Source organism: Pseudomonas sp. p50(2008), from assembly GCF_015351605.1.
In the GTDB taxonomy this organism is placed as follows: Bacteria; Pseudomonadota; Gammaproteobacteria; order Pseudomonadales; family Pseudomonadaceae; genus Aquipseudomonas.
Genome location: NZ_JACMYF010000010.1, coordinates 297282 through 315106, shown reverse-complemented (window position 1 = coordinate 315106; position 17825 = coordinate 297282). Strand labels below are relative to the sequence as shown.

Genomic DNA, 17825 nt, shown 5'->3' with positions numbered 1-17825 from the left:
GGCGCCGGCCTTGTGGGTTGGCGCCGCTACTTCGATGTATCGGGTGTGTACTTCCTCTAGGAGCAAAGCTCGCTCGCGATGAACGATAACGCGGTGTACCAGATTTAAAGCCATCGCCAGCAGGCTTTGCTCTTACAAAGGTGTATGCCGTTCAGGGGTGTGTGGCCAGTTCCTTCGGCCCTGTGATGCTCCTTGTGGCGGGGTTGAGGATCATGTGTGCCGCTTTCTCGGCAATCATCAGCGTAGGCGAACAGGTGTTGCCCGAGGTGATTCTCGGCATGATCGAGGCGTCGGCGATGCGCAGGCCGGGGATGCCGTGGACGTTGAGTTGAGCATCGACCACCGCGTCCGCGTCATTGCCCATCCTGCAGGTGCCGACCGGGTGGAAGATGGTCGTTCCGATCCGTGCCGCTGCCTCGTGCAGTTCTTCTTCACTTTGCAAGCGGTCGCCGGGCAGGTACTCCACCGGTTTGAACCCTTGCAGCGCCGGTGCGGAAACGATGCGACGGGTCAAGCGAATGGCGTCTGCGGCGACACGCAAATCCTCTGGATGACTCAAATAGTTGGGCTGAATCAGTGGCGCGTCTTGAGGGTTGGCGCTGCGGATTTCTATGCGGCCCCGGCTTTGCGGTCGCAGATCACACACCGACGCGGTAAAGGCGGGGAAAGCGTGCAACGGCTCGCCGAAGCGCTCCAGCGACAGCGGTTGCACGTGGTATTCGAGATTGGCCGACGTCTGTTCCGGACCGGAACGCGCGAAGGCGCCCAATTGGCTCGGCGCCATGGACAGCGGCCCGCTGCGGTCGTACAGGTAACGCAGGCCCATGCCCATTTTGCCCCACACGCTGCCGGCGATCTGGTTCAGGGTGCGGGCGTTTTCCAGTTTGTAGATCAGCCGCAGTTGCAGGTGATCCTGCAGATTGCCGCCCACGCCGGGGAGCTCATGCACGACGCCGATCCCGAGTTTTTCCAGCAGCGGGCGAGGGCCGATGCCGGAGCGTTGCAGGATACTCGGCGAGCCGACGGCGCCAGCGCACAGGATGATCTCCTTGCGAGCCTTGAACGTCTTCGGCTGGCCGTTGCAGCGAGTGATGACCGCCGAGGCGCGGCCGTTTTCCAGCTGCACGCGGTCGACGTCGACGTCGGTCAGTACGGTGAGGTTGGGTCGATGGCGGACCGGTTTGAGGAACGCCTTGGCCGCGTTCCAGCGGACGCCGCCTTTCTGATTGACCTGGAAATAGCCGCAGCCTTCATTGTCGCCCTGGTTGAAGTCATCGATGCTGGCGATGCCGGTTTGCTCGGCCGCGTGCCGGAAGGCATCCAGAATCGGCCATGAAAGGCGCTGGCGCTCGATCCGCCATTCCCCGGTCGCGCCATGAAATTCGGAGTCACCGGCAAAATGGTCTTCGCTTTTCTTGAACATCGGCAGTACGTCGTTCCAGCGCCAGCCCGGATTGCCATCGGCGGCCCAGCCGTCGTAATCGCCGGCCTGGCCGCGCATGTAGATCATGCCGTTGATGGAAGAACAACCGCCGAGCACCTTGCCCCGCGGATAACTCAAGGCCCGGCCTTGCAGACCGGCTTGCGCCTCGGTCTTGAAGCACCAGTCGGTGCGCGGGTTGCCGATGCAGAACAGGTAACCCACCGGGATATGAATCCAGGCGTAGTTATCGCGGCCGCCGGCTTCGAGCAGCAGTACCCGGTGTTGCGCGTTGGCCGACAGTCGATTGGCCAGCAAACACCCCGCCGGACCGGCGCCGACCACGATGTAGTCGTATTCATCTAGGGAAGTCTGCATCCCTGACCTCGTCTTGTTGTTCTTGTTGTCGGTCATCCTAGTTGTTAGCTTTCGTTTAAAGAATGTTAGTTTTTGCGCAGCCGCTGTGCGTTTTTAAACAGCGTAGCCCTAAGGACGATTCATGTTTGATTGGAATGACCTGCGGTTTTTTCTTGAGTTGCAGCGCAGCGGACGGTTGCTGACGGCGGCCCGGCGCTTGAACACCACCCACGCCACGGTGGCCCGGCACATTGAAGCCATCGAAAAAAGCCTGGGCACCGCCTTGTTCGTGCAGCACGCCCAAGGTTACGAGTTGACTCCGGCCGGCGAAGCGCTGCTTAAACATGCCGAAGCGATGGAAAACGTCGCGTTGCTGGCCCAGGAGGAAATCACCCAGTCCACGGCGCCGCTGGGCAAGATTCGGGTTGGCGTGACCGAAGGGCTGGGCATCATGTTTCTCGCCAGTCGCATGAACGGGTTGTTCGAGCGTTATCCGGGGCTGGAAGTGGAATTGGTCGCGGTGCCGCGATTCGTCAGCATCCTCAATCGCGAAGCCGAAATCAGTATCCACCTCGAACGCCCGGCGGCGGACATGCTGGTCACCCGCAAACTCACTGACTATCGCCTGGCGCTGTATGCCAGCCAGGACTACCTCGACCGTGCGCCGCCCTTGCGCAGCCGTGAAGATCTTGGGCGCCACGCCTGGATCGGCTACGTCGATGACCTGTTGTTCAGCCAGGAATTGATGTTCCTCAACAGCTTCTGCCGCAATCCGCAGGTGGTCTTCCACAGCACCAGCGTCATCGCCCAGCAACAGGCGGCGCGCTCGGGACTGGGGATCGCCGTGCTGCCGTGCTACATGGCCAGCGCCGACTCGGGATTGGTGCCGTTACTGCCTGAGGAAAGCATTCTGCGCAGCTACTGGATCAGCACCCGCCGCGAGTTGCACAAATCGGTGCGGCTGCGGGTGTTGTGGGATTACGTGGTGGAGCTGTGTGAGCGTGAGCAGGCGCTGTTGCTGGATACCTCACACTCCATAACGCCACCCACTTTGTAGCAGCTGGCGAAACCCGTGTCCGGCTGCCTTGTGGCGAGGGGATTTATCCCCGTTGGTTCGCGCAGCGGCCCCTAAAAACTTTACGACTGCTGCGCAGCCGAACGGGGCGGTGCGACGGTTCGCTAAATCCCCTTGCCACATGGCAGCCGGACGCAGGCTTCGCCAGCTGCTACATGGCGCGTGCGCGGCGTCGGCGAGGGCGGGTTTTCAAGGCAGGATCTCGAATGAGGTGCTGGCCAGGCGTTCGCCATTCACCAGGATGTGCACCGCGTGCCTGCCAGCGTAATGCCGGCGGGTGGTGAGTTCCTTGATCTGCTGTCCGCGGCTGACGTTTACCGTCGATGCGCCGGGCAGCGTCAGCGCCTTGAGCTTGAACACCTTCGCCGACGTGCTGCCGTTGGCTTTGACGTAGTCGATGGCATAGTCGATTACCAATCGCTGGCTGGTCTCGACCGTGGATTTCACGGCAAAGGACAGCGTGATTTTCTCCCCGAGCCCGATCACGGGTGGTTCGACCTTTACCTGGGTGATTTCGACCTCGGGTTTGCCGCCCGCGCCAATGATCGCCAGCGCCCGTTGATTGCCCTGTTTGATCAGGCTGCGCAACGCATGTTTGGCGATCCAGGCGGTGTGCTTGTTGTCCAGCGGCCAGCCTTCGATCAGGTCCAGCACCCACTCGGGGTGATCCTTGGTGATGTCATTGAGGTGGTTGGCCACCGACTTGCGCACGTAAAGGCTGTCGTCGGCCTTGAGGTTGTCGAGGATCGCGGCGGCCAGCGCCGGGTTCGACTGGATCTGTTCCAGGCGGAACGACCAGGGCAGGCGCGGTCGGCTGCCTTCGCTGGCCAGACGCCGGACGTGTTCGTTGTCATCCAGTGACCATTGGTGCATGACCGCAAGAGAACGCTCGATATCGCTGCGCAGAAAATGCCGGACCGCGAACTCGGACGATCCAAACGCGGTGAAATACTTCAATGCCTCCATGGACGTATCGAAGGCGTGGCTCCCGTACGTGGCGACGTAATGCGGCAAAGAAATGCTGACGAAACCGCTGTTCAAGCGTGGCGCCAGGTTGCGCAGGACGGTCAGGGAATCTTCGTAGTTGAGTGGCAACACCGCATGCAGACACTCACTGACCCTGGCCATGCGCTGCATGATAGACAGTTCGGCAAGGCCTTCATTGGCCATTTCCAGAAACGCCTCGGCGTTGAACGCCGGGTACACAGCGGTCATTTCGACGGCGATGTGCTGCAGGCGCTCGGCGTTGAAGATTTCCTTGAGGGCCTGCGAGGGTTGATCGGTCATTGTGCGTTCCTTGGAATGGGGTTTACCTGAAGTACCGCGTTATGGTTCCCGCACCTTCGACATCATCATCGTCTGACACACCGCCATCGCTGGCAAGCCAGCTCCCACAGGGGATGTGTGTTGGGCGCAGATCCAGTGTTCACCGCTAATCAAATGTAGGAGCGAGCCTGCTCGCGATGGGTCCGGACTTTTCACCGCAACAGTTTGGCCTTGCCCGCTTCCTGCTCCTCCAACTGATCGGATTCGAACAATTTCGCCAATTCCGCCCGAGCCTCCTGCGCCGACTGCTGCACTTTCGCCTCGTCGTCATAAATCGCGTGCTGAGCTTCCAGCACCTGCTCATCGTGGTGCTTGAAGCGCTTGATCCGTGCATCGGCCTGAGCCTGGGTCAGGCCCAAACCGACCAGCGTACGCCGGCTCATTTCCAGGCTCGAATAGTAGGTTTCCCGAATGGCCTCGGCCCCGAGGTCTACCAGCCGGTGAACGTGCTGGCGGTTACGTGCCCGGGCGATGATCTTGATATGCGGATACAGCTTGTGCACCAACTCGGCGGTCTTGATGTTGGTGTCCGGGTCGTCTGTGGCAATGACGAAGTATTCTGCCTGCTCCACCTTGGCTGCACTGAGGATTTCCGGGCGCATCGGGTCGCCGTAGAACACCGGCACACCGCCAAAGCTGCGCGACAGTTCGATGGTTTCCACCGAGGTGTCGAGCGCCACGAACTTGATGTTCTGCGCCCGCAAAATACGCGCGACGATCTGCCCCATGCGGCCCATGCCGGCGATCACCACCCGTGGCGTGTCGGTATCGATTTCACGAAATTTCTCCGGCACTTCCACCGGCTGCACCTTGGGGCTGACCAGTCGTGCGCAAATCAGCAACAGGAGCGGCGTCACGGCCATCGAGAGGGTGATGGTCAGGACCAGCATGTCGTACAGATGCGGTTCGAACAGACCCTTGTCACGCCCAATCTTGAACACCACAAACGCAAACTCACCGCCCGCTGCCAGCACGATACCGAGGCGGATCGCACTGACCTTGTTCAGGCCACCGGCCAGTTGACCGACGAGGAACAACAACGGCAGCTTGATGGCGATCAGCAGCAGGGTCAGGCCCAGTACCGTGATCGGCGCGCTCAGCAGCAGGCTCAGGTTCGCGCCCATGCCGACGCTCATGAAGAACAACCCCAACAACAACCCCTTGAAGGGTTCAATCTGCGCTTCAAGTTCATGGCGGTATTCGGAGTCCGCCAGCAGCAGCCCCGCGAGAAACGCTCCCAGCGCCATGGATATACCCACCAGGTCCATCAACCACGCCGTGCCGATGACCACCAGCAGCGCAGTGGCGGTGGACACTTCCGGCAAACCGGCTTTGGCCACCACGCGGAACACCGGGCGCAGCAGATACCGCCCGCCGATCACCACCACAGCGATACTGCCCAATACGCGCAACCCCAGGTTCAGGTTCTCGGCAGCGGTGGTGACGTGATCGCCGCCCGCCAGCAGCGGCACCATGGCAATCAGCGGGATCGCGGCAATGTCCTGGAACAACAGAATCGCAAACGCCAACCGCCCATGGGGGCTGGTCAACTCTTTGCGTTCGGCCAGGCTTTGCAGGCCAAACGCAGTGGAGGACAACGCCAGGCCCAGGCCCAGCACGATCGCGCTGTTCAAGGGCTGGCCGAACACGAACAACGCCGTCAGGCCAATCGCCGAACCCGTCAGCAGCACCTGCGCCAGACCGACGCCAAACACTGATCTGCGCATCACCCACAACCGTCGCGGGGACAGTTCCAGGCCGATGATGAACAGCAGCAACACCACCCCGAGTTCGGAAATGTGGCTGACGCTTTGCGGATTGCCGATCAGGCCCAACACTGATGGGCCGATGATCACCCCGGCAAACAGATAACCCAGCACAGCCCCCAGTTGCAGGCGCTTGGCCAGGGGGACGATGAGCACCGCCGCGCACAGAAACACAACAGCGGCTTGCAACAGGTTGCCTTCGTGGGGCATGACGAACTCCAGAACTCGGTACGGCGGGCGACAAGGATAAAGGCTGTAACGGCATGCGTCAGCTTTGGCCGCAATGATTGTACGAATGGCGCGTTGTTTGAGTGCGGCGTTAAATCAACGCGACGTTAGTGAATGATTTCATCCGCACGCAGTCGGAGTTCACGTACCACATATCCTTGGAGGATCACCCATGAACAGCCAAACCTTGATCGCCGCCCTGGCCATTGCCGCAGGCGTTGCCGGTATCAGCCCTATCGTTCAAGCGGATGACCCACCGCAGAAAACCGTACAGCCCGGCGTTAACAACAGCCGCGAGCTGGTCGTCGGCGACCGCGCGCCGGACGTTTATCAGCGCAGCGACAAAGCCCTGAAAAACTGGAAAGCAAAAGGCCTGGCTGCGCCGAAAGAGCAGGCGCAATGGGTGCAGATCAATGACAAATACATGATGGTAATGATCACCAACGGCACGATCATCGACGTCACGCCGGTAGAGAAATAACGCTGAAACTAAAGATAGGTTCGCTTGCGTGAGCCCCTGAAAACTATCCAGGGGCCATGGATCGTTCCTGTGGCGAGGGAGCTCGCTCCCGCTGGGGCGCGAAGCGGCCCCGTCTATAGAGTCGCGCATCGACTCTGAGAGGATGGCTTCGCCCTCCAGCTGGAGCAAGCTCCCTCGCCACGAGCCCGCCGTAAAACTTCAGCCTCACAACACTTCGCCTTTGTCCCACAGGTGAACCAGGTCACCCGGTGCCCGGTCCTCCGGTACTTTCAGCACCATAAGGTCAGCTTGCTCGCCGCTGCGGTAGTGCACTTCAATTTCATAGAAGCGCTGATCGCTGCGACCGGAAGTCGAATCAGCGATGGGCAGACAGCCTTCGAGCAATGAACAGATGCGCGTGCGCTGGCTGATGTCGCACTGTGCGAAATCGATACTGCGCGGACGCGTCAAGGCGTGGATCGCGGCCACACCGCCCTGACGGGACAGGTGGATAACCGCATCGTCACCCAATGCAGGCAGGGTTTTCATGGTTACTCCCGGTTGAGTTCAACACCGACATCAGACCAGGCCTGCGCCACAGCCTGCCTTTCATCCGTGCCAAACCGCTGCAAGGCATGGTCAATGGTCAGCGCGGCAAATGCGCTGAATGAGGCTTCGCTGCTCAGGCGCTTGTCGCACAACGCGTCGTACCAGATATGACCGGTTTTTTGCCAGGCGAAGCCGCCCAACGCCTGGGCGGCCAGATAAAACGCCCGATTGGGAATGCCGGAGTTGATGTGCACACCTCCGTTGTCCTCCTGGGTGATGACAAATTTGCTCATGTGCGCCGGTTGCGGGTCCTTGCCGAGTAGCGGGTCGTCATAGGCCGTCCCGGGATTTGCCACCGAGCGCAAGCCGACGCCTTTTATCTGAGGGGTCAGCAAGTCCGCGCCGATCAACCAGTCTGCCTCTTCGGCGGTCTGGCCCAGCACATGCTGCTTGATCAGTACCCCAAAAACATCCGATATCGATTCATTCAACGCCCCGGACTGGTTGGCGTAGATCAGGCCCGCTTCACTTTCAATCACACCGTGGGACAGCTCGTGGCCGATCACATCCAGCGAGCGCGTAAAACGTTCGAAAATCTCGCCGTCGCCATCACCGAACACCATTTGCGCACCGTTCCAGAACGCATTTTCATAGTCCTGGCCGTAGTGCACGCTGCCAATCAGCGCCATGCCCTGGTTGTCGATCGAATCGCGTTCGAGCACCTTCCAGAAGAAATCATAGCTGGCGCCCAACGCGTCATAGGCTTCATCGACCGCCGGATCTCCCGTCGGTGGCTGGCTTTCGACACGCACCGGCATCCCGGGCAGGAGCATCTTCCCCTGAGCATCATGGACGCTGCGTTGCACCTCGCCGGGCTGGTTGGAGGGTGGCAGCATTGTCGCGACGGGAGCGCGTACCGGTGGGAAGGGTGCGTGGCGCAGGGTGCGCACATGGGTCAACGTGACCCGCGCACTGGCGCGTTGGCGCTCGGAGCCATGAGCAATAATGCGGTGGAGAATGTAGGGCGGAATGAAGCTGCACAGTGATCGTGAGTCGGTCATCAGAGCATCCTTTCCTGAGTGCGAAGTCGATACTTATGTGAGCGAGCGTTTGAGGATTCGGTTCCATGGATTGCCAACGGCGTTCGATTCTGCGAAAACCTGCGTCCATTCCCGTTTTGAACCGGGCGACAGACAGTGGACGAGTAAGCCGTATGAATGACCAATTGCAGATTATCGATTTGGAACCGGGTGATGGCAAAGCGGCTGTGAAGGGCGCTTTGATCACAACTCAATACCGTGGCTGGCTCGAAGATGGAACCGAGTTCGATTCTTCCTACAGCCGAGGAAAGCCTTTCCAGTGTGTGATCGGGACAGGTCGCGTGATCAAGGGCTGGGATCAAGGAATCATGGGGATGCAGGTGGGCGGCAAGCGCAAATTGCTGGTGCCGGCGCACCTGGCTTATGGCGAGCGAACCATGGGGTTGATTACGCCGAATTCGAATCTGATTTTTGAGATCGAGTTGCTGGAAGTGTTGACGCGGGATGATTGATTGTCGGGGTTGACCCGGCATCCATGCCGGGTTGCCCACTCCGCCGAAGCCTACGCATACCCCTGTAGGAGCTGCGGCCACGTCTTCGATGCGGCGCTTTCGCGCAAAGAACTGGGTGCTCGCCGCATTGAAAAATATCTAAAGATGAGTAAAAAACTCATTATTAAAATCAATGGCTAACGTTTGGCTATAAAAGGTTGCTCGCGATGACGGCCTTACAGCCGATCGATATTTTCCTGATGTTCCCGGATCGAACTGTGGGAGCTGGCCTGCCGGCGATGGCGGTTTCTTAGCCGACGGGTATTCCCCTGATGTACCCGGCTCAAACTGTGGGAGCCGAGCTTGGTCCGGGCGGCGTTCCGACGATGGCGGTCTGATTGGCGGTGAGATTTTTGCAGGTGTACATATCCATTCCTGCGGTCACGGCTTCTATCGGTTTCGCTTTTACAGCGAGTCACTTTGAAAAGCGCAAAGTAACCAAACGCTCTTGCCCCTTTCGTCCGGTGCCTCGCCTGGGCTCGGCATACCCTCACTCCGGTCCTGCTCCGTGGGCCCGCCGCGATCGGCCATCCATGGCCGTGCGCGGCTAACCCGGCATCCATGCCGGGTTACCCTCTGCGCAGAACCTGCGCTCGGCCTTCCGATGGGGCAAGAAAATCAAAAGCAGATCAAAAGCCAAAGCGAGGCGGCCTGACAGCCGACCTGACTTTGCGGGCGTGCTCCGCTCAACGTTATCCCTGTCGGAGGTGCCGCCACGTCTTCGACGCCGCGCTGTCGCGCAAAGACCTGAGAGCTCATGTAAAAAGCGCAATATCCTCGAGAGCGTCAGCGACAATCCCCTCAAGGGCCGGAAATTTCTTCTTCACTTTGCTAAGTGCAGAGTCCACCGCCTCTAAGTCCAATTCGACCTGCCTGCGAGCTAAATGGCCCACTGCACACACGGCGGCCGAAACGATTGTCTGGCTTTCTCTACTCATGTATTCCAGGCAAGTATTTTGAGCCCAGGCTTCATCCTGTTCGTTTAACCCTATTGAAACCAAAGCCTCGGCAACATCCGTCTCCACGTCACTCATGAGAAAAGTTGTGGCTTCTTCGTGACTCATCGATGGATTTTTATAGATAAAGCTCACTTTTTTTTATCCAGAATATTGCCCCTGTCGAACGGAGGGCAGACCTATACGCTCAGTTGTCCGGCCACTCCTTGAACAATGGAACACGCCCATTAACCGAACGGCGATACTCCCAGCACAACCCCATCAGATCAAGCTTCACCGCCAAAACCTCCCTCACCGTCGCGGCGGAAATTTCCATCGCCAGCACCTGCCCCGGACAGTGATGTCCACCCGTGCCAAAGGTAAAGCTTCGGCGACCCGGGCGATCAAGCGTGAATACATCAGGGTTGTCATTCAGCTGCGGATCCCGATTGGCTGACGCCAGCAGCACCAGGATCACATCCCCGGTGTTCATGCTGACGCCATCGATTTCACAGGGTGCGGCGACGAAGCGGCGGGTGTTTTGTACCGGTGGATCGAATCGTTGGGTTTCGGCGATCAAGTCGTCGATGTGTATAGAATCACGTGGCAACGTGGGATCTCTAATGAGCGCCAGCAAGGTGTTGCCGATCAAGCCTGCAGTGGCGTCATAGGTTTGTGAAAACAATCCAATCAAGTTGGCGATCAGCGTTTGCGGGGTGGCCTCTGTCGCGGCGAAGCGTTGGCGGATGCCGGCTAGCAGGGTGCTTCGGTTGTGCGGGTCATCCAGCAGTTCTATGAAGTATCCGTTGAGCTGTTCGGCTGCGGAATGTGCCGCTGCCAGTTGCGCTTGATCGCTGAGGGGCGACAGGCAGGCCACGAAGTCGGCTGTCAGTGCGCTGATGGCCCGCCCTTGAGCAGGGGAGAAGCCCAGGAGCGCCGCGACCACGCAGACCGGTCCACGGAACATGGCGTTATGCAGGCCCTCAGCGTCAGGCGTGATCAATCGAGCGGCTATCAGTGTTTTTACTTCGTCCAAATCGACCAGTGCCAATCCGGGTTGAATCGATGACCTCGGACAGCGCTGGCGTTCGCCGTCGTTCATGCGCATCAATTCACCGAAGACGGTCCCGGCCATCCCGCCGACGAGTGCCTTGGGCACGGGTTCATTGGACGGGCGAACATGACAATCAGGATGCGCCAACACTGCAGCCACCGCCCGGGCGCTGCTGGCCAACCACAGGTTGAGCCCTTGATGGAAAACCAGTCCGCCTTCGGCGCGCAGTTGCGCGTAATAGGGATAAAGATCGGGATGAGTCGCAGCGATGATCGCGTCCATGGGTCGCAGCCTTGTTCTGAGGTTGAAAAGTGTTGCTACTATCTTCAGTTCGGAGCGGCCTTGATTCGTCCGGGAGCGAAATATGAACGTAGAACACCAAGACATCGGCATCTCCCACGTCGCTGCTGCCATTGCGGAGCCGGCACGCACGAAAATCCTCTGTTCATTGATGGATGGCCATGCGCGGACCAGCACCGAGCTGGCGACGATTGCCGAGGTCAGTGCGTCCACGGCCAGTGCGCATCTGGCCAGGCTCAAGGAGCTGGCGCTGGTGCGGTTGCACGTTCAGGGGCGGCATCGTTATTACAGCCTGGCCGACAAGCGTGTGGCCCAGGCGTTGGAAGCGTTGATGGTGATCAGCCAGAACGCCGCGCCAACCTTCAGTCCGCGTACGCCGGATCGCCTGCAATTTGCCCGCACCTGTTACGACCACATGGCCGGTACGCTGGCGGTGCTGATGCATGACCGGATGCTCGAGGCGGGTTGGCTGGTGGCAACCGACGATGAGGACTATCAGTTGAGCGAGCAGGGCGAAGGGGCGTTCGAGGGCTTGGGCATTGAGGTCAAGGCACTGGCTCTGTTGCGCCGCCGATTTGCTTGTCCCTGCCTGGACTGGAGCATGCGGCGCCCGCATCTGGGCGGCGCGCTGGGTGCGGCCCTGCTGCAAACGGCGATCAAGCGCAAATGGGTGACGCAAGATCTGGACAGTCGGGCATTGGCGTTGACGGAGGTGGGGCGCAAGGCAATCAGCAGCCGGTTTGAGGTTGAATTGCCCTCTCAAGCGAGAGCCGGTCAGGTGTCGCCCGACGAGAAACGGCCCGTGATCGTCAGCCCGGCGTCTTAGGCGTTTTCTCATCATTTTGGCTACCCGGTCGATAGCCTCTTATGTCACCGAATTGCTACATCAATCAGAAGGCAGCCATGACGCCGAAACACGCCTCAAGCGATGTCACCCGCGCCGATACCACGAGCTTGTCGCTGGCGCGAACCTCGCTGCTCAAATTTGTGGGTTTATTGGCCGGGGTGTTTTTGCTCGCCGGCTTCTCACTGTTTTATCTGGCCCGCGACCTGGACCGGACGGAACAACGGGAAAATGCTTTCTACACGCAGAAAGCCGTGCAGGCGCTGGAAAAAACATCGCGCTCGACCCTTAAGGATTACGCATTTTGGGGCGACACTTACCGACATCTGCATGTCGAAGTGGACACCGACTGGGCTTTCACGCGGCAAAATGTGGGACCGACGCTTTATACGGATTTCGGATTTCGGGGGCTGTTCGTTGTCAACGATGCCAATCGCACGGTCTATTCAGTCGTTAACGGTGAGCTTGAGGCTGTAGCAGTCGAAGACTGGCTCCAGCAGTCCGTGTCGGACATTCTCGATAAGGCCCGCGCAGGGGCCGAAACTGAAACGACGATCACAACTTTTATAAACGTGGGAGGGGTGCCAGCCCTGGTCGCAGCCGCCGCGATCACACCGGGCACCGACCCGACAGTGACGCGTGATGACCGGCTGCCCTCGGTGCTGATCTTCGTAGACTTTCTGGACCGCGCCAAGCTCGAGTCGATAGGCAGTGATTTCGGCGTGGAAGACTTGCACGTCGCCACTGACGATGAAATCGGCGGGGCGCCAGCCGTTCCATTGGGCGCAGACGGTTCCGCCGGCAGTTTGCGCTGGACGCCGGATAAGCCCGGGCGGCGATTACTGGGGACAGGATTGCCATTTATCGGTCTCGGTGCACTTCTGGTGTGCTTTATGACTTTCGTCATTTTGCGTCGCACGACCGCAGGGGCACTCGCGCTGGACGCGAGCTACGCCTCTCTGCAGAACAGCCAGGACTCACTCGCCATCAGCGAAGCACGGTTTCGCGACGTGGTTGAAGCCAGTTCAGACTGGGTGTGGGAAATTGACGAGGACTGGCGTTTCACCTATTTGTCCGAACGATTCGAAGTCGTCACCGGGCTCTCCAGGGCCGCCTGGATCGGTCAGGCGATCAACGATCTGTTGAGCACTGAACTGGGGTCGTTGTCCCAGTGGCTCGCTATCCCGAATCGACGCCCTGATATCAGCCTTCTGTGTCAATACGTTGATACCAAGGGGCGGGAGCGCATCACGCGGCTTTCAGCGCGAGGTATGCCGAATAAAGGGTTCCGCGGCACGGCGACTGACGTGACCGAAGAAGTCGAAGCCCGTAGGCGAATCGAGTTTCTCTCTCAGCACGATGCCCTGACCGGATTACCCAACCGAACACGTCTACGGGAGTTTCTGGACGGTAAGCTCAAGGCGATGCCGTCCGTCGAGCAACCTTTGGTGATGCTCAGCCTGGATCTGGATAGATTCAAGCCGGTGAACGACTTGCTCGGGCATGCGGCAGGGGACCTGGTACTCAACGAAGTGTCGAGCCGCCTGGCAGACTGTGTGCGTCATGGGGATCTGGTTGCTCGCGTTGGCGGCGATGAGTTCGTGCTGATCCTCACCGACATGAGCTCCCAGGAGGAGGTCGAGGCACTCTGTCAGCGCCTCATAGACTCTATCGAAGGTCCTATAAGGATTGACGATCAAGAAGTGTTCGTCAGTGCCAGCATGGGTATCGCGATGGCACCCAATGACGCCTGCGAGGCTGCTGAACTGCTTCGCTATGCGGATATTGCACTGTACGAGGCCAAGACCGGAGGACGTAACACCTGGCGATTCTACGCGGGCGACATGAATATTCGGATCATCGAACGTCGTGGTCTGGAAAACGATCTGCGATATGCCATCAAGCACGGTGAACTGCGGCTGCATTTCCAGCCCCGCTATCGAATCGCTGACGGTCAGATGATGGGCGCCGAAGCGTTGGTGCGCTGGCAGCATCCTGTGCGAGGTTTGATACCACCTGACGTGTTTATCCCTATTGCCGAGGAGTCCGGGCTGATCCTTTCCCTGAGTAACTGGGTGCTTGATGCTGCGTGCCGTAGCGCTGCACGCTGGCCAAAAAATCTGTTCGTGTCAGTCAACCTGTCACCGACCGAATTCAAGCGCGGCAATCTGGTGGAGCGGGTTCAGAAAGCGCTGCACAATTCTGGAGTCAACCCTGCCCGAGTTGAGCTTGAGATCACTGAGAGCGTCATGCTTGAAGACACCGAGGGCGCTCTTGAGGTGATGCACACACTGAAACGCCTCGGCTTGCGGATCGCCATGGACGATTTCGGAACCGGTTATTCATCGTTGAGCTATCTGCGGGCCTTCCCGTTTGACGGGTTGAAAATAGACCGCAGCTTCCTGAGCAGGCTCGACGAAAGCGACGATGACAAGGCTATTATCCAGGCAATCGTAGGGCTGGGGCGCGCATTATCACTTACGGTCACGGCGGAGGGCATTGAAACGGCCGAACACCTGAACTTGCTCAAAACAGTCTCGTGTGACGAAGGTCAGGGGTATTACCTGAGTTGCCCTCTGGATGACCGTAAGTTCAATGCACTGGTTGGCATTGCTGCCAGTGCCGATGTCGAGAACAGCGTGTAACGCGCATTTCTGACTTCAACGAACCCACAATCAGACCAAGGGCAATTTGATGGCTTGTTCCTGGAGTATCGAACCTATACTGTATATCCAAACAGTAATTGGCGTGCCCCCATGGAACTCATCGACAAACTCAGCATCCTCGCCGACGCCGCCAAATACGACGCGTCCTGCGCCAGCAGTGGGGCGCCGAAGCGCAGTTCCGAAGGCAAAAGCGGTGTGGGCTCGACCAACGGGATGGGTATCTGCCACAGCTATACGCCCGATGGGCGCTGCGTGTCCCTGCTGAAAATCCTGCTGACCAATTTCTGCCTCTATGACTGTCAGTACTGCGTCAACCGCCGGTCCAGCGACGTGCCGAGGGCGCGGTTCACGCCAGAAGAAGTGGTCACGCTGACCCTGGATTTCTATCGACGCAATTGCGTCAGCGGGTTGTTTCTCAGCTCGGGGATCATTCGTTCGGCGGATTACACCATGGAGCAACTGATTCGCGTGGCGAAGTCGCTCCGTGAAGACCATGAGTTTCGCGGTTACATCCACCTCAAGACGATTCCCGAAGCCGACCCGGCGCTGATCGAGCAGGCCGGGCGCTATGCCGACCGGCTGAGCGTCAACATCGAGCTGCCCACGGATGCCAGCCTGCAAACACTGGCCCCGGAAAAACAGCTGGGCTCGATCAAGCAGGCGATGCAAACCATCTATACCGGTGTCCAGACCGTGTTAAACGAGCCCAGATCGCCGAAGTTCGCCCCGGCCGGGCAAAGCACCCAAATGATTGTCGGCGCCGATGACACCGATGACAGCACCATTCTTCACAGTGCCCAGGCGCTTTACGGCAACTTCCGTCTGCGCCGTGTGTATTACTCGGCATTCAGTCCGATCCCCAACAGCCCCAAAAGCGTGCCGCTGGCCGCGCCGCCCCTGATGCGCGAGCATCGTCTGTACCAGGCCGATTTTCTGTTGCGCAGCTACGGTTTTACCGCCGGTGAGCTGTTCAAAGGGCCCGGGCACCTGGCCTTGGACATTGATCCCAAGCTGGCCTGGGCGCTGGAGAATCGCGGCGTTTTCCCGCTGGACCTCAACAGTGCCGAGCCCTCGTTGATCGCGCGCATCCCCGGGATCGGCCTGCGCACCGCCGAACGGCTGGTGGAACTGCGCCGTCAGCGCCGCATCCGCTATGAAGACCTGGCGCGCATGCGCTGTGTGCTGACCAAAGCCAAACCCTTCTTCATCACCAGCGATTACCATCCGCAGCAGGCCGAAGTCACCAGTCATCTGCTCTATCAACAACTGCGCGACCGGCCGCAGCCACAGCAAATGGGGTTGTGGGGATGATCCATCTGGATTGCGACGACCTGTTCGATACCTGGCGCGGGCAGGCGCGCTGGCTGCTGAGTCATGAAGTTGATCCGAGCCAGGTGAGTTGGGCCAGTGAGGGCGTATCGGATTTGTTTGGCAGCGACGATGTGCTGCCCAAGACCCAGGGTCCGTTTCTGGCTCGGATCCCGCGAACGCTGCTCGACACGCTTGAGCGCGCGGCGCGTTATCGCGGCGATCAGCGTTGGAGTCTGCTGTATGAAGTGCTGTGGCGAGTCAGCCATGGTGACCGTACCGCCATGATGGCAGGCGATAAGCTCGGCAGTGAATTACAGAGAAGAATCAAGCAGATACAGCGTGAATCTCATCATCTACATGCATTTGTGAGGTTCGTTGCGTTGCCTGAAAACGAAGGCCCGCAGTACGTGGCCTGGCATGAGCCGGCCCATGACATCCTGCACAGCGCCAGTGAACATTTCATTGGGCGTATGGGGCGCGACCGCTGGATGATCGCAACACCCAGGGACGGTGTTTACTACGATGGCCAGCAGTTGATCCACCAGCGCCAGTGTCCGGTGGAATGGCAGCAGCTGGCGCAAAACGTCGAAGACCCGCACAGCGACATGTGGCTGACGTACTACAGCCACATTTTCAACCCGGCGCGGTTGAACCCGACTGTCATGCAAGGGCATCTGCCGGCACGATTCTGGAAGAACCTGCCTGAGGGGGCATTGATCCCCGGGTTGATTTCCCAGGCGAGAACCGGCAAGCAGCAAGACGGCCAGGCCAGCGGAATCAAGGGCAGGGCGGGTAAACGCATCGGGGCGAGCGCCCACAAGCAAGATCAGGGCTCATAAAAAACCCTCCACTGCCGAGGCAGATGGAGGGTTTCGATGGCGCGGGTGTCAGGTCAGACTTTGACGATCCAGCCGGCTGGCGCTTCGATGTCGCCGGTTTGCACGCCGGTCAGCTCTTTGTAGAGCTTCTGGGTGACCGGGCCAACTTCGGTTTCGCTATGGAACACGTGCAGCTTGTCGTTGTAGTTGATGCCGCCGATTGGCGTGATCACCGCAGCGGTACCGCAAGCGCCGGCTTCCTTGAAGTCGGACAGCTTGTCGATGAACACATCACCTTCGATCACTTCCATGCCCAGGCGCGATTTTGCCAGTTCGATCAACGACAGACGGGTGATGCCCGGCAACACGGAAGGCGACTTCGGCGTGACGAACTTGTTGTCGTGGGTGATACCGAAGAAGTTGGCCGAACCGACTTCTTCGATTTTCGAATGGGTCATCGGGTCCAGGTAGATGCAGTCGGCGAAGTGCGCCTTCTTGGCCTGGGAACCTGGCATCAGGCTGGCGGCGTAGTTGCCACCGACCTTCGCCGCGCCAGTGCCTTGAGGGGCTGCACGGTCGAAGCTGGAGATCAGGAAGTTGTGCGGGGTCAGGCCGCCCTTGAAGTAGGCGCCGACCGGGATGCAGAAAATCGAGAAGATGAACTCGGGGGCGGTACGCACGCCGATGTTGTCACCCACGCCGATCACGAACGGACGCAAGTACAGCGCGCCGCCGGTGCCGTAAGGCGGAATGAAACGCTCGTTGGCGCGAACCACTTCCTTGCAGGCTTCGATGAACTGCTCGGTTTCCACGAACGGCATCAGCAGACGTGCGCAGCTGCGTTGCATGCGCAGGGCGTTCTGGTCCGGGCGGAACAGGTTGATCGAGCCGTCCTTGCAACGATAGGCCTTCATGCCCTCGAAGCATTGCTGACCATAGTGAAGCGCAGTGGAGCCTTCGCTGATGTGCAGCACGTTATCTTCGGTCAGGGTGCCTTTGTCCCAGGAACCGTCACGCCAGTACGACAAGAAACGCTTGTCTGTCTTGATGTAGTCAAAACCCAGCTTGTCCCAATTGATGCTTTCGTTACCCATGACACCCTCTATCACTGAACAACCGCCAAAG

Annotated in this window: 15 protein-coding genes; 7 read left to right on the top strand and 8 right to left on the bottom strand. The window is 59.3% G+C overall.

Annotated elements, in window-relative coordinates; genetic code table 11:
• Positions 1-151: 151 nt before the first annotated feature.
• Positions 152-1798, bottom strand: a complete 1647-nt coding sequence (locus tag H7698_RS26675; RefSeq protein WP_194693334.1) for a GMC family oxidoreductase — start codon at positions 1796-1798, stop codon at positions 152-154.
• Between the two features lie 121 nt (positions 1799-1919).
• Here H7698_RS26675 and H7698_RS26670 point away from each other — a divergent pair, with 121 nt between their 5' ends.
• Positions 1920-2834, top strand: coding sequence for a LysR family transcriptional regulator (locus H7698_RS26670; RefSeq protein WP_194693333.1), 915 nt, complete (start codon positions 1920-1922; stop codon positions 2832-2834).
• A 207-nt stretch (positions 2835-3041) separates the two neighbouring features.
• Here H7698_RS26670 and H7698_RS26665 read toward each other — a convergent pair whose 3' ends face one another.
• Both H7698_RS26665 and H7698_RS26660 read right to left on the bottom strand, forming a co-directional pair.
• On the bottom strand, positions 3042-4139 hold the full coding sequence (locus tag H7698_RS26665; RefSeq protein WP_194693332.1) for a DNA alkylation repair protein: 1098 nt from the start codon (positions 4137-4139) through the stop codon (positions 3042-3044).
• 191 nt (positions 4140-4330) lie between these two features.
• The gene (locus H7698_RS26660) at positions 4331-6154 is read right to left on the bottom strand and encodes a monovalent cation:proton antiporter-2 (CPA2) family protein (RefSeq protein WP_194693331.1); all 1824 of its coding nucleotides are present in this window, start codon (positions 6152-6154) and stop codon (positions 4331-4333) included.
• 190 nt (positions 6155-6344) lie between these two features.
• Between H7698_RS26660 and H7698_RS26655 the strand changes: the two genes are divergently transcribed.
• Positions 6345-6653 carry an RcnB family protein gene (locus tag H7698_RS26655; RefSeq protein ID WP_194693330.1) on the top strand — a complete coding sequence of 103 codons (309 nt, stop codon included), beginning with the start codon at positions 6345-6347 and terminating at the stop codon, positions 6651-6653.
• A 204-nt stretch (positions 6654-6857) separates the two neighbouring features.
• Here the strand turns inward: H7698_RS26655 and H7698_RS26650 are convergent, their stop codons facing one another.
• Both H7698_RS26650 and H7698_RS26645 read right to left on the bottom strand, forming a co-directional pair.
• Positions 6858-7181, bottom strand: coding sequence for a protealysin inhibitor emfourin (locus H7698_RS26650; RefSeq protein ID WP_162439968.1), 324 nt, complete (start codon positions 7179-7181; stop codon positions 6858-6860).
• Positions 7182-7183: 2 nt separating this feature from the next.
• Positions 7184-8242 carry a M4 family metallopeptidase gene (locus tag H7698_RS26645; protein WP_194693329.1) on the bottom strand — a complete coding sequence of 353 codons (1059 nt, stop codon included), beginning with the start codon at positions 8240-8242 and terminating at the stop codon, positions 7184-7186.
• Positions 8243-8394: 152 nt separating this feature from the next.
• Between H7698_RS26645 and H7698_RS26640 the strand changes: the two genes are divergently transcribed.
• The gene (locus H7698_RS26640; protein WP_162439991.1) at positions 8395-8733 is read left to right on the top strand and encodes an FKBP-type peptidyl-prolyl cis-trans isomerase; all 339 of its coding nucleotides are present in this window, start codon (positions 8395-8397) and stop codon (positions 8731-8733) included.
• 794 nt (positions 8734-9527) lie between these two features.
• Here the strand turns inward: H7698_RS26640 and H7698_RS26635 are convergent.
• The gene (locus H7698_RS26635; RefSeq protein ID WP_328803773.1) at positions 9528-9863 is read right to left on the bottom strand and encodes a hypothetical protein; all 336 of its coding nucleotides are present in this window, start codon (positions 9861-9863) and stop codon (positions 9528-9530) included.
• Between the two features lie 52 nt (positions 9864-9915).
• Entirely contained in the window at positions 9916-11043 is a 1128-nt protein-coding gene (locus H7698_RS26630) for a cytochrome P450 (RefSeq protein ID WP_194693328.1), read from the bottom strand.
• Between the two features lie 82 nt (positions 11044-11125).
• Between H7698_RS26630 and H7698_RS26625 the strand changes: the two genes are divergently transcribed.
• The 4 genes from H7698_RS26625 to H7698_RS26610 all read left to right on the top strand — a co-directional run bounded on the left by H7698_RS26625 (position 11126) and on the right by H7698_RS26610 (position 16721).
• Positions 11126-11887: an ArsR/SmtB family transcription factor gene (locus tag H7698_RS26625; protein ID WP_194693327.1), complete on the top strand. Its 762-nt coding sequence runs from the start codon at positions 11126-11128 to the stop codon at positions 11885-11887.
• 77 nt (positions 11888-11964) lie between these two features.
• On the top strand, positions 11965-14550 hold the full coding sequence (locus H7698_RS26620) for a bifunctional diguanylate cyclase/phosphodiesterase (protein ID WP_194693326.1): 2586 nt from the start codon (positions 11965-11967) through the stop codon (positions 14548-14550).
• Positions 14551-14661: 111 nt separating this feature from the next.
• Positions 14662-15882, top strand: coding sequence for a putative DNA modification/repair radical SAM protein (locus H7698_RS26615; protein ID WP_162439973.1), 1221 nt, complete (start codon positions 14662-14664; stop codon positions 15880-15882).
• Positions 15879-16721: a TIGR03915 family putative DNA repair protein gene (locus tag H7698_RS26610; protein WP_194693325.1), complete on the top strand. Its 843-nt coding sequence runs from the start codon at positions 15879-15881 to the stop codon at positions 16719-16721. The genes H7698_RS26615 and H7698_RS26610 overlap by 4 nt, the downstream gene beginning before the upstream one ends.
• A gap of 53 nt (positions 16722-16774) precedes the next feature.
• On the opposite strand, the gene H7698_RS26605 is transcribed toward H7698_RS26610, so the two are convergent.
• Entirely contained in the window at positions 16775-17794 is a 1020-nt protein-coding gene (locus H7698_RS26605; RefSeq protein ID WP_194693324.1) for a branched-chain amino acid aminotransferase, read from the bottom strand.
• Between the last annotated feature and the right edge of the window lie 31 nt (positions 17795-17825).

Coding starts and splice junctions, on each gene's coding strand:
- H7698_RS26675 (WP_194693334.1), bottom strand. CDS start 1,798: ATGCAGACTTCCCTAGATGAATACGACTACATCGTGGTCGGCGCCGGT.
- H7698_RS26670 (WP_194693333.1), top strand. CDS start 1,920: ATGTTTGATTGGAATGACCTGCGGTTTTTTCTTGAGTTGCAGCGCAGC.
- H7698_RS26665 (WP_194693332.1), bottom strand. CDS start 4,139: ATGACCGATCAACCCTCGCAGGCCCTCAAGGAAATCTTCAACGCCGAG.
- H7698_RS26660 (WP_194693331.1), bottom strand. CDS start 6,154: ATGCCCCACGAAGGCAACCTGTTGCAAGCCGCTGTTGTGTTTCTGTGC.
- H7698_RS26655 (WP_194693330.1), top strand. CDS start 6,345: ATGAACAGCCAAACCTTGATCGCCGCCCTGGCCATTGCCGCAGGCGTT.
- H7698_RS26650 (WP_162439968.1), bottom strand. CDS start 7,181: ATGAAAACCCTGCCTGCATTGGGTGACGATGCGGTTATCCACCTGTCC.
- H7698_RS26645 (WP_194693329.1), bottom strand. CDS start 8,242: ATGACCGACTCACGATCACTGTGCAGCTTCATTCCGCCCTACATTCTC.
- H7698_RS26640 (WP_162439991.1), top strand. CDS start 8,395: ATGAATGACCAATTGCAGATTATCGATTTGGAACCGGGTGATGGCAAA.
- H7698_RS26630 (WP_194693328.1), bottom strand. CDS start 11,043: ATGGACGCGATCATCGCTGCGACTCATCCCGATCTTTATCCCTATTAC.
- H7698_RS26625 (WP_194693327.1), top strand. CDS start 11,126: ATGAACGTAGAACACCAAGACATCGGCATCTCCCACGTCGCTGCTGCC.
- H7698_RS26620 (WP_194693326.1), top strand. CDS start 11,965: ATGACGCCGAAACACGCCTCAAGCGATGTCACCCGCGCCGATACCACG.
- H7698_RS26615 (WP_162439973.1), top strand. CDS start 14,662: ATGGAACTCATCGACAAACTCAGCATCCTCGCCGACGCCGCCAAATAC.
- H7698_RS26610 (WP_194693325.1), top strand. CDS start 15,879: ATGATCCATCTGGATTGCGACGACCTGTTCGATACCTGGCGCGGGCAG.
- H7698_RS26605 (WP_194693324.1), bottom strand. CDS start 17,794: ATGGGTAACGAAAGCATCAATTGGGACAAGCTGGGTTTTGACTACATC.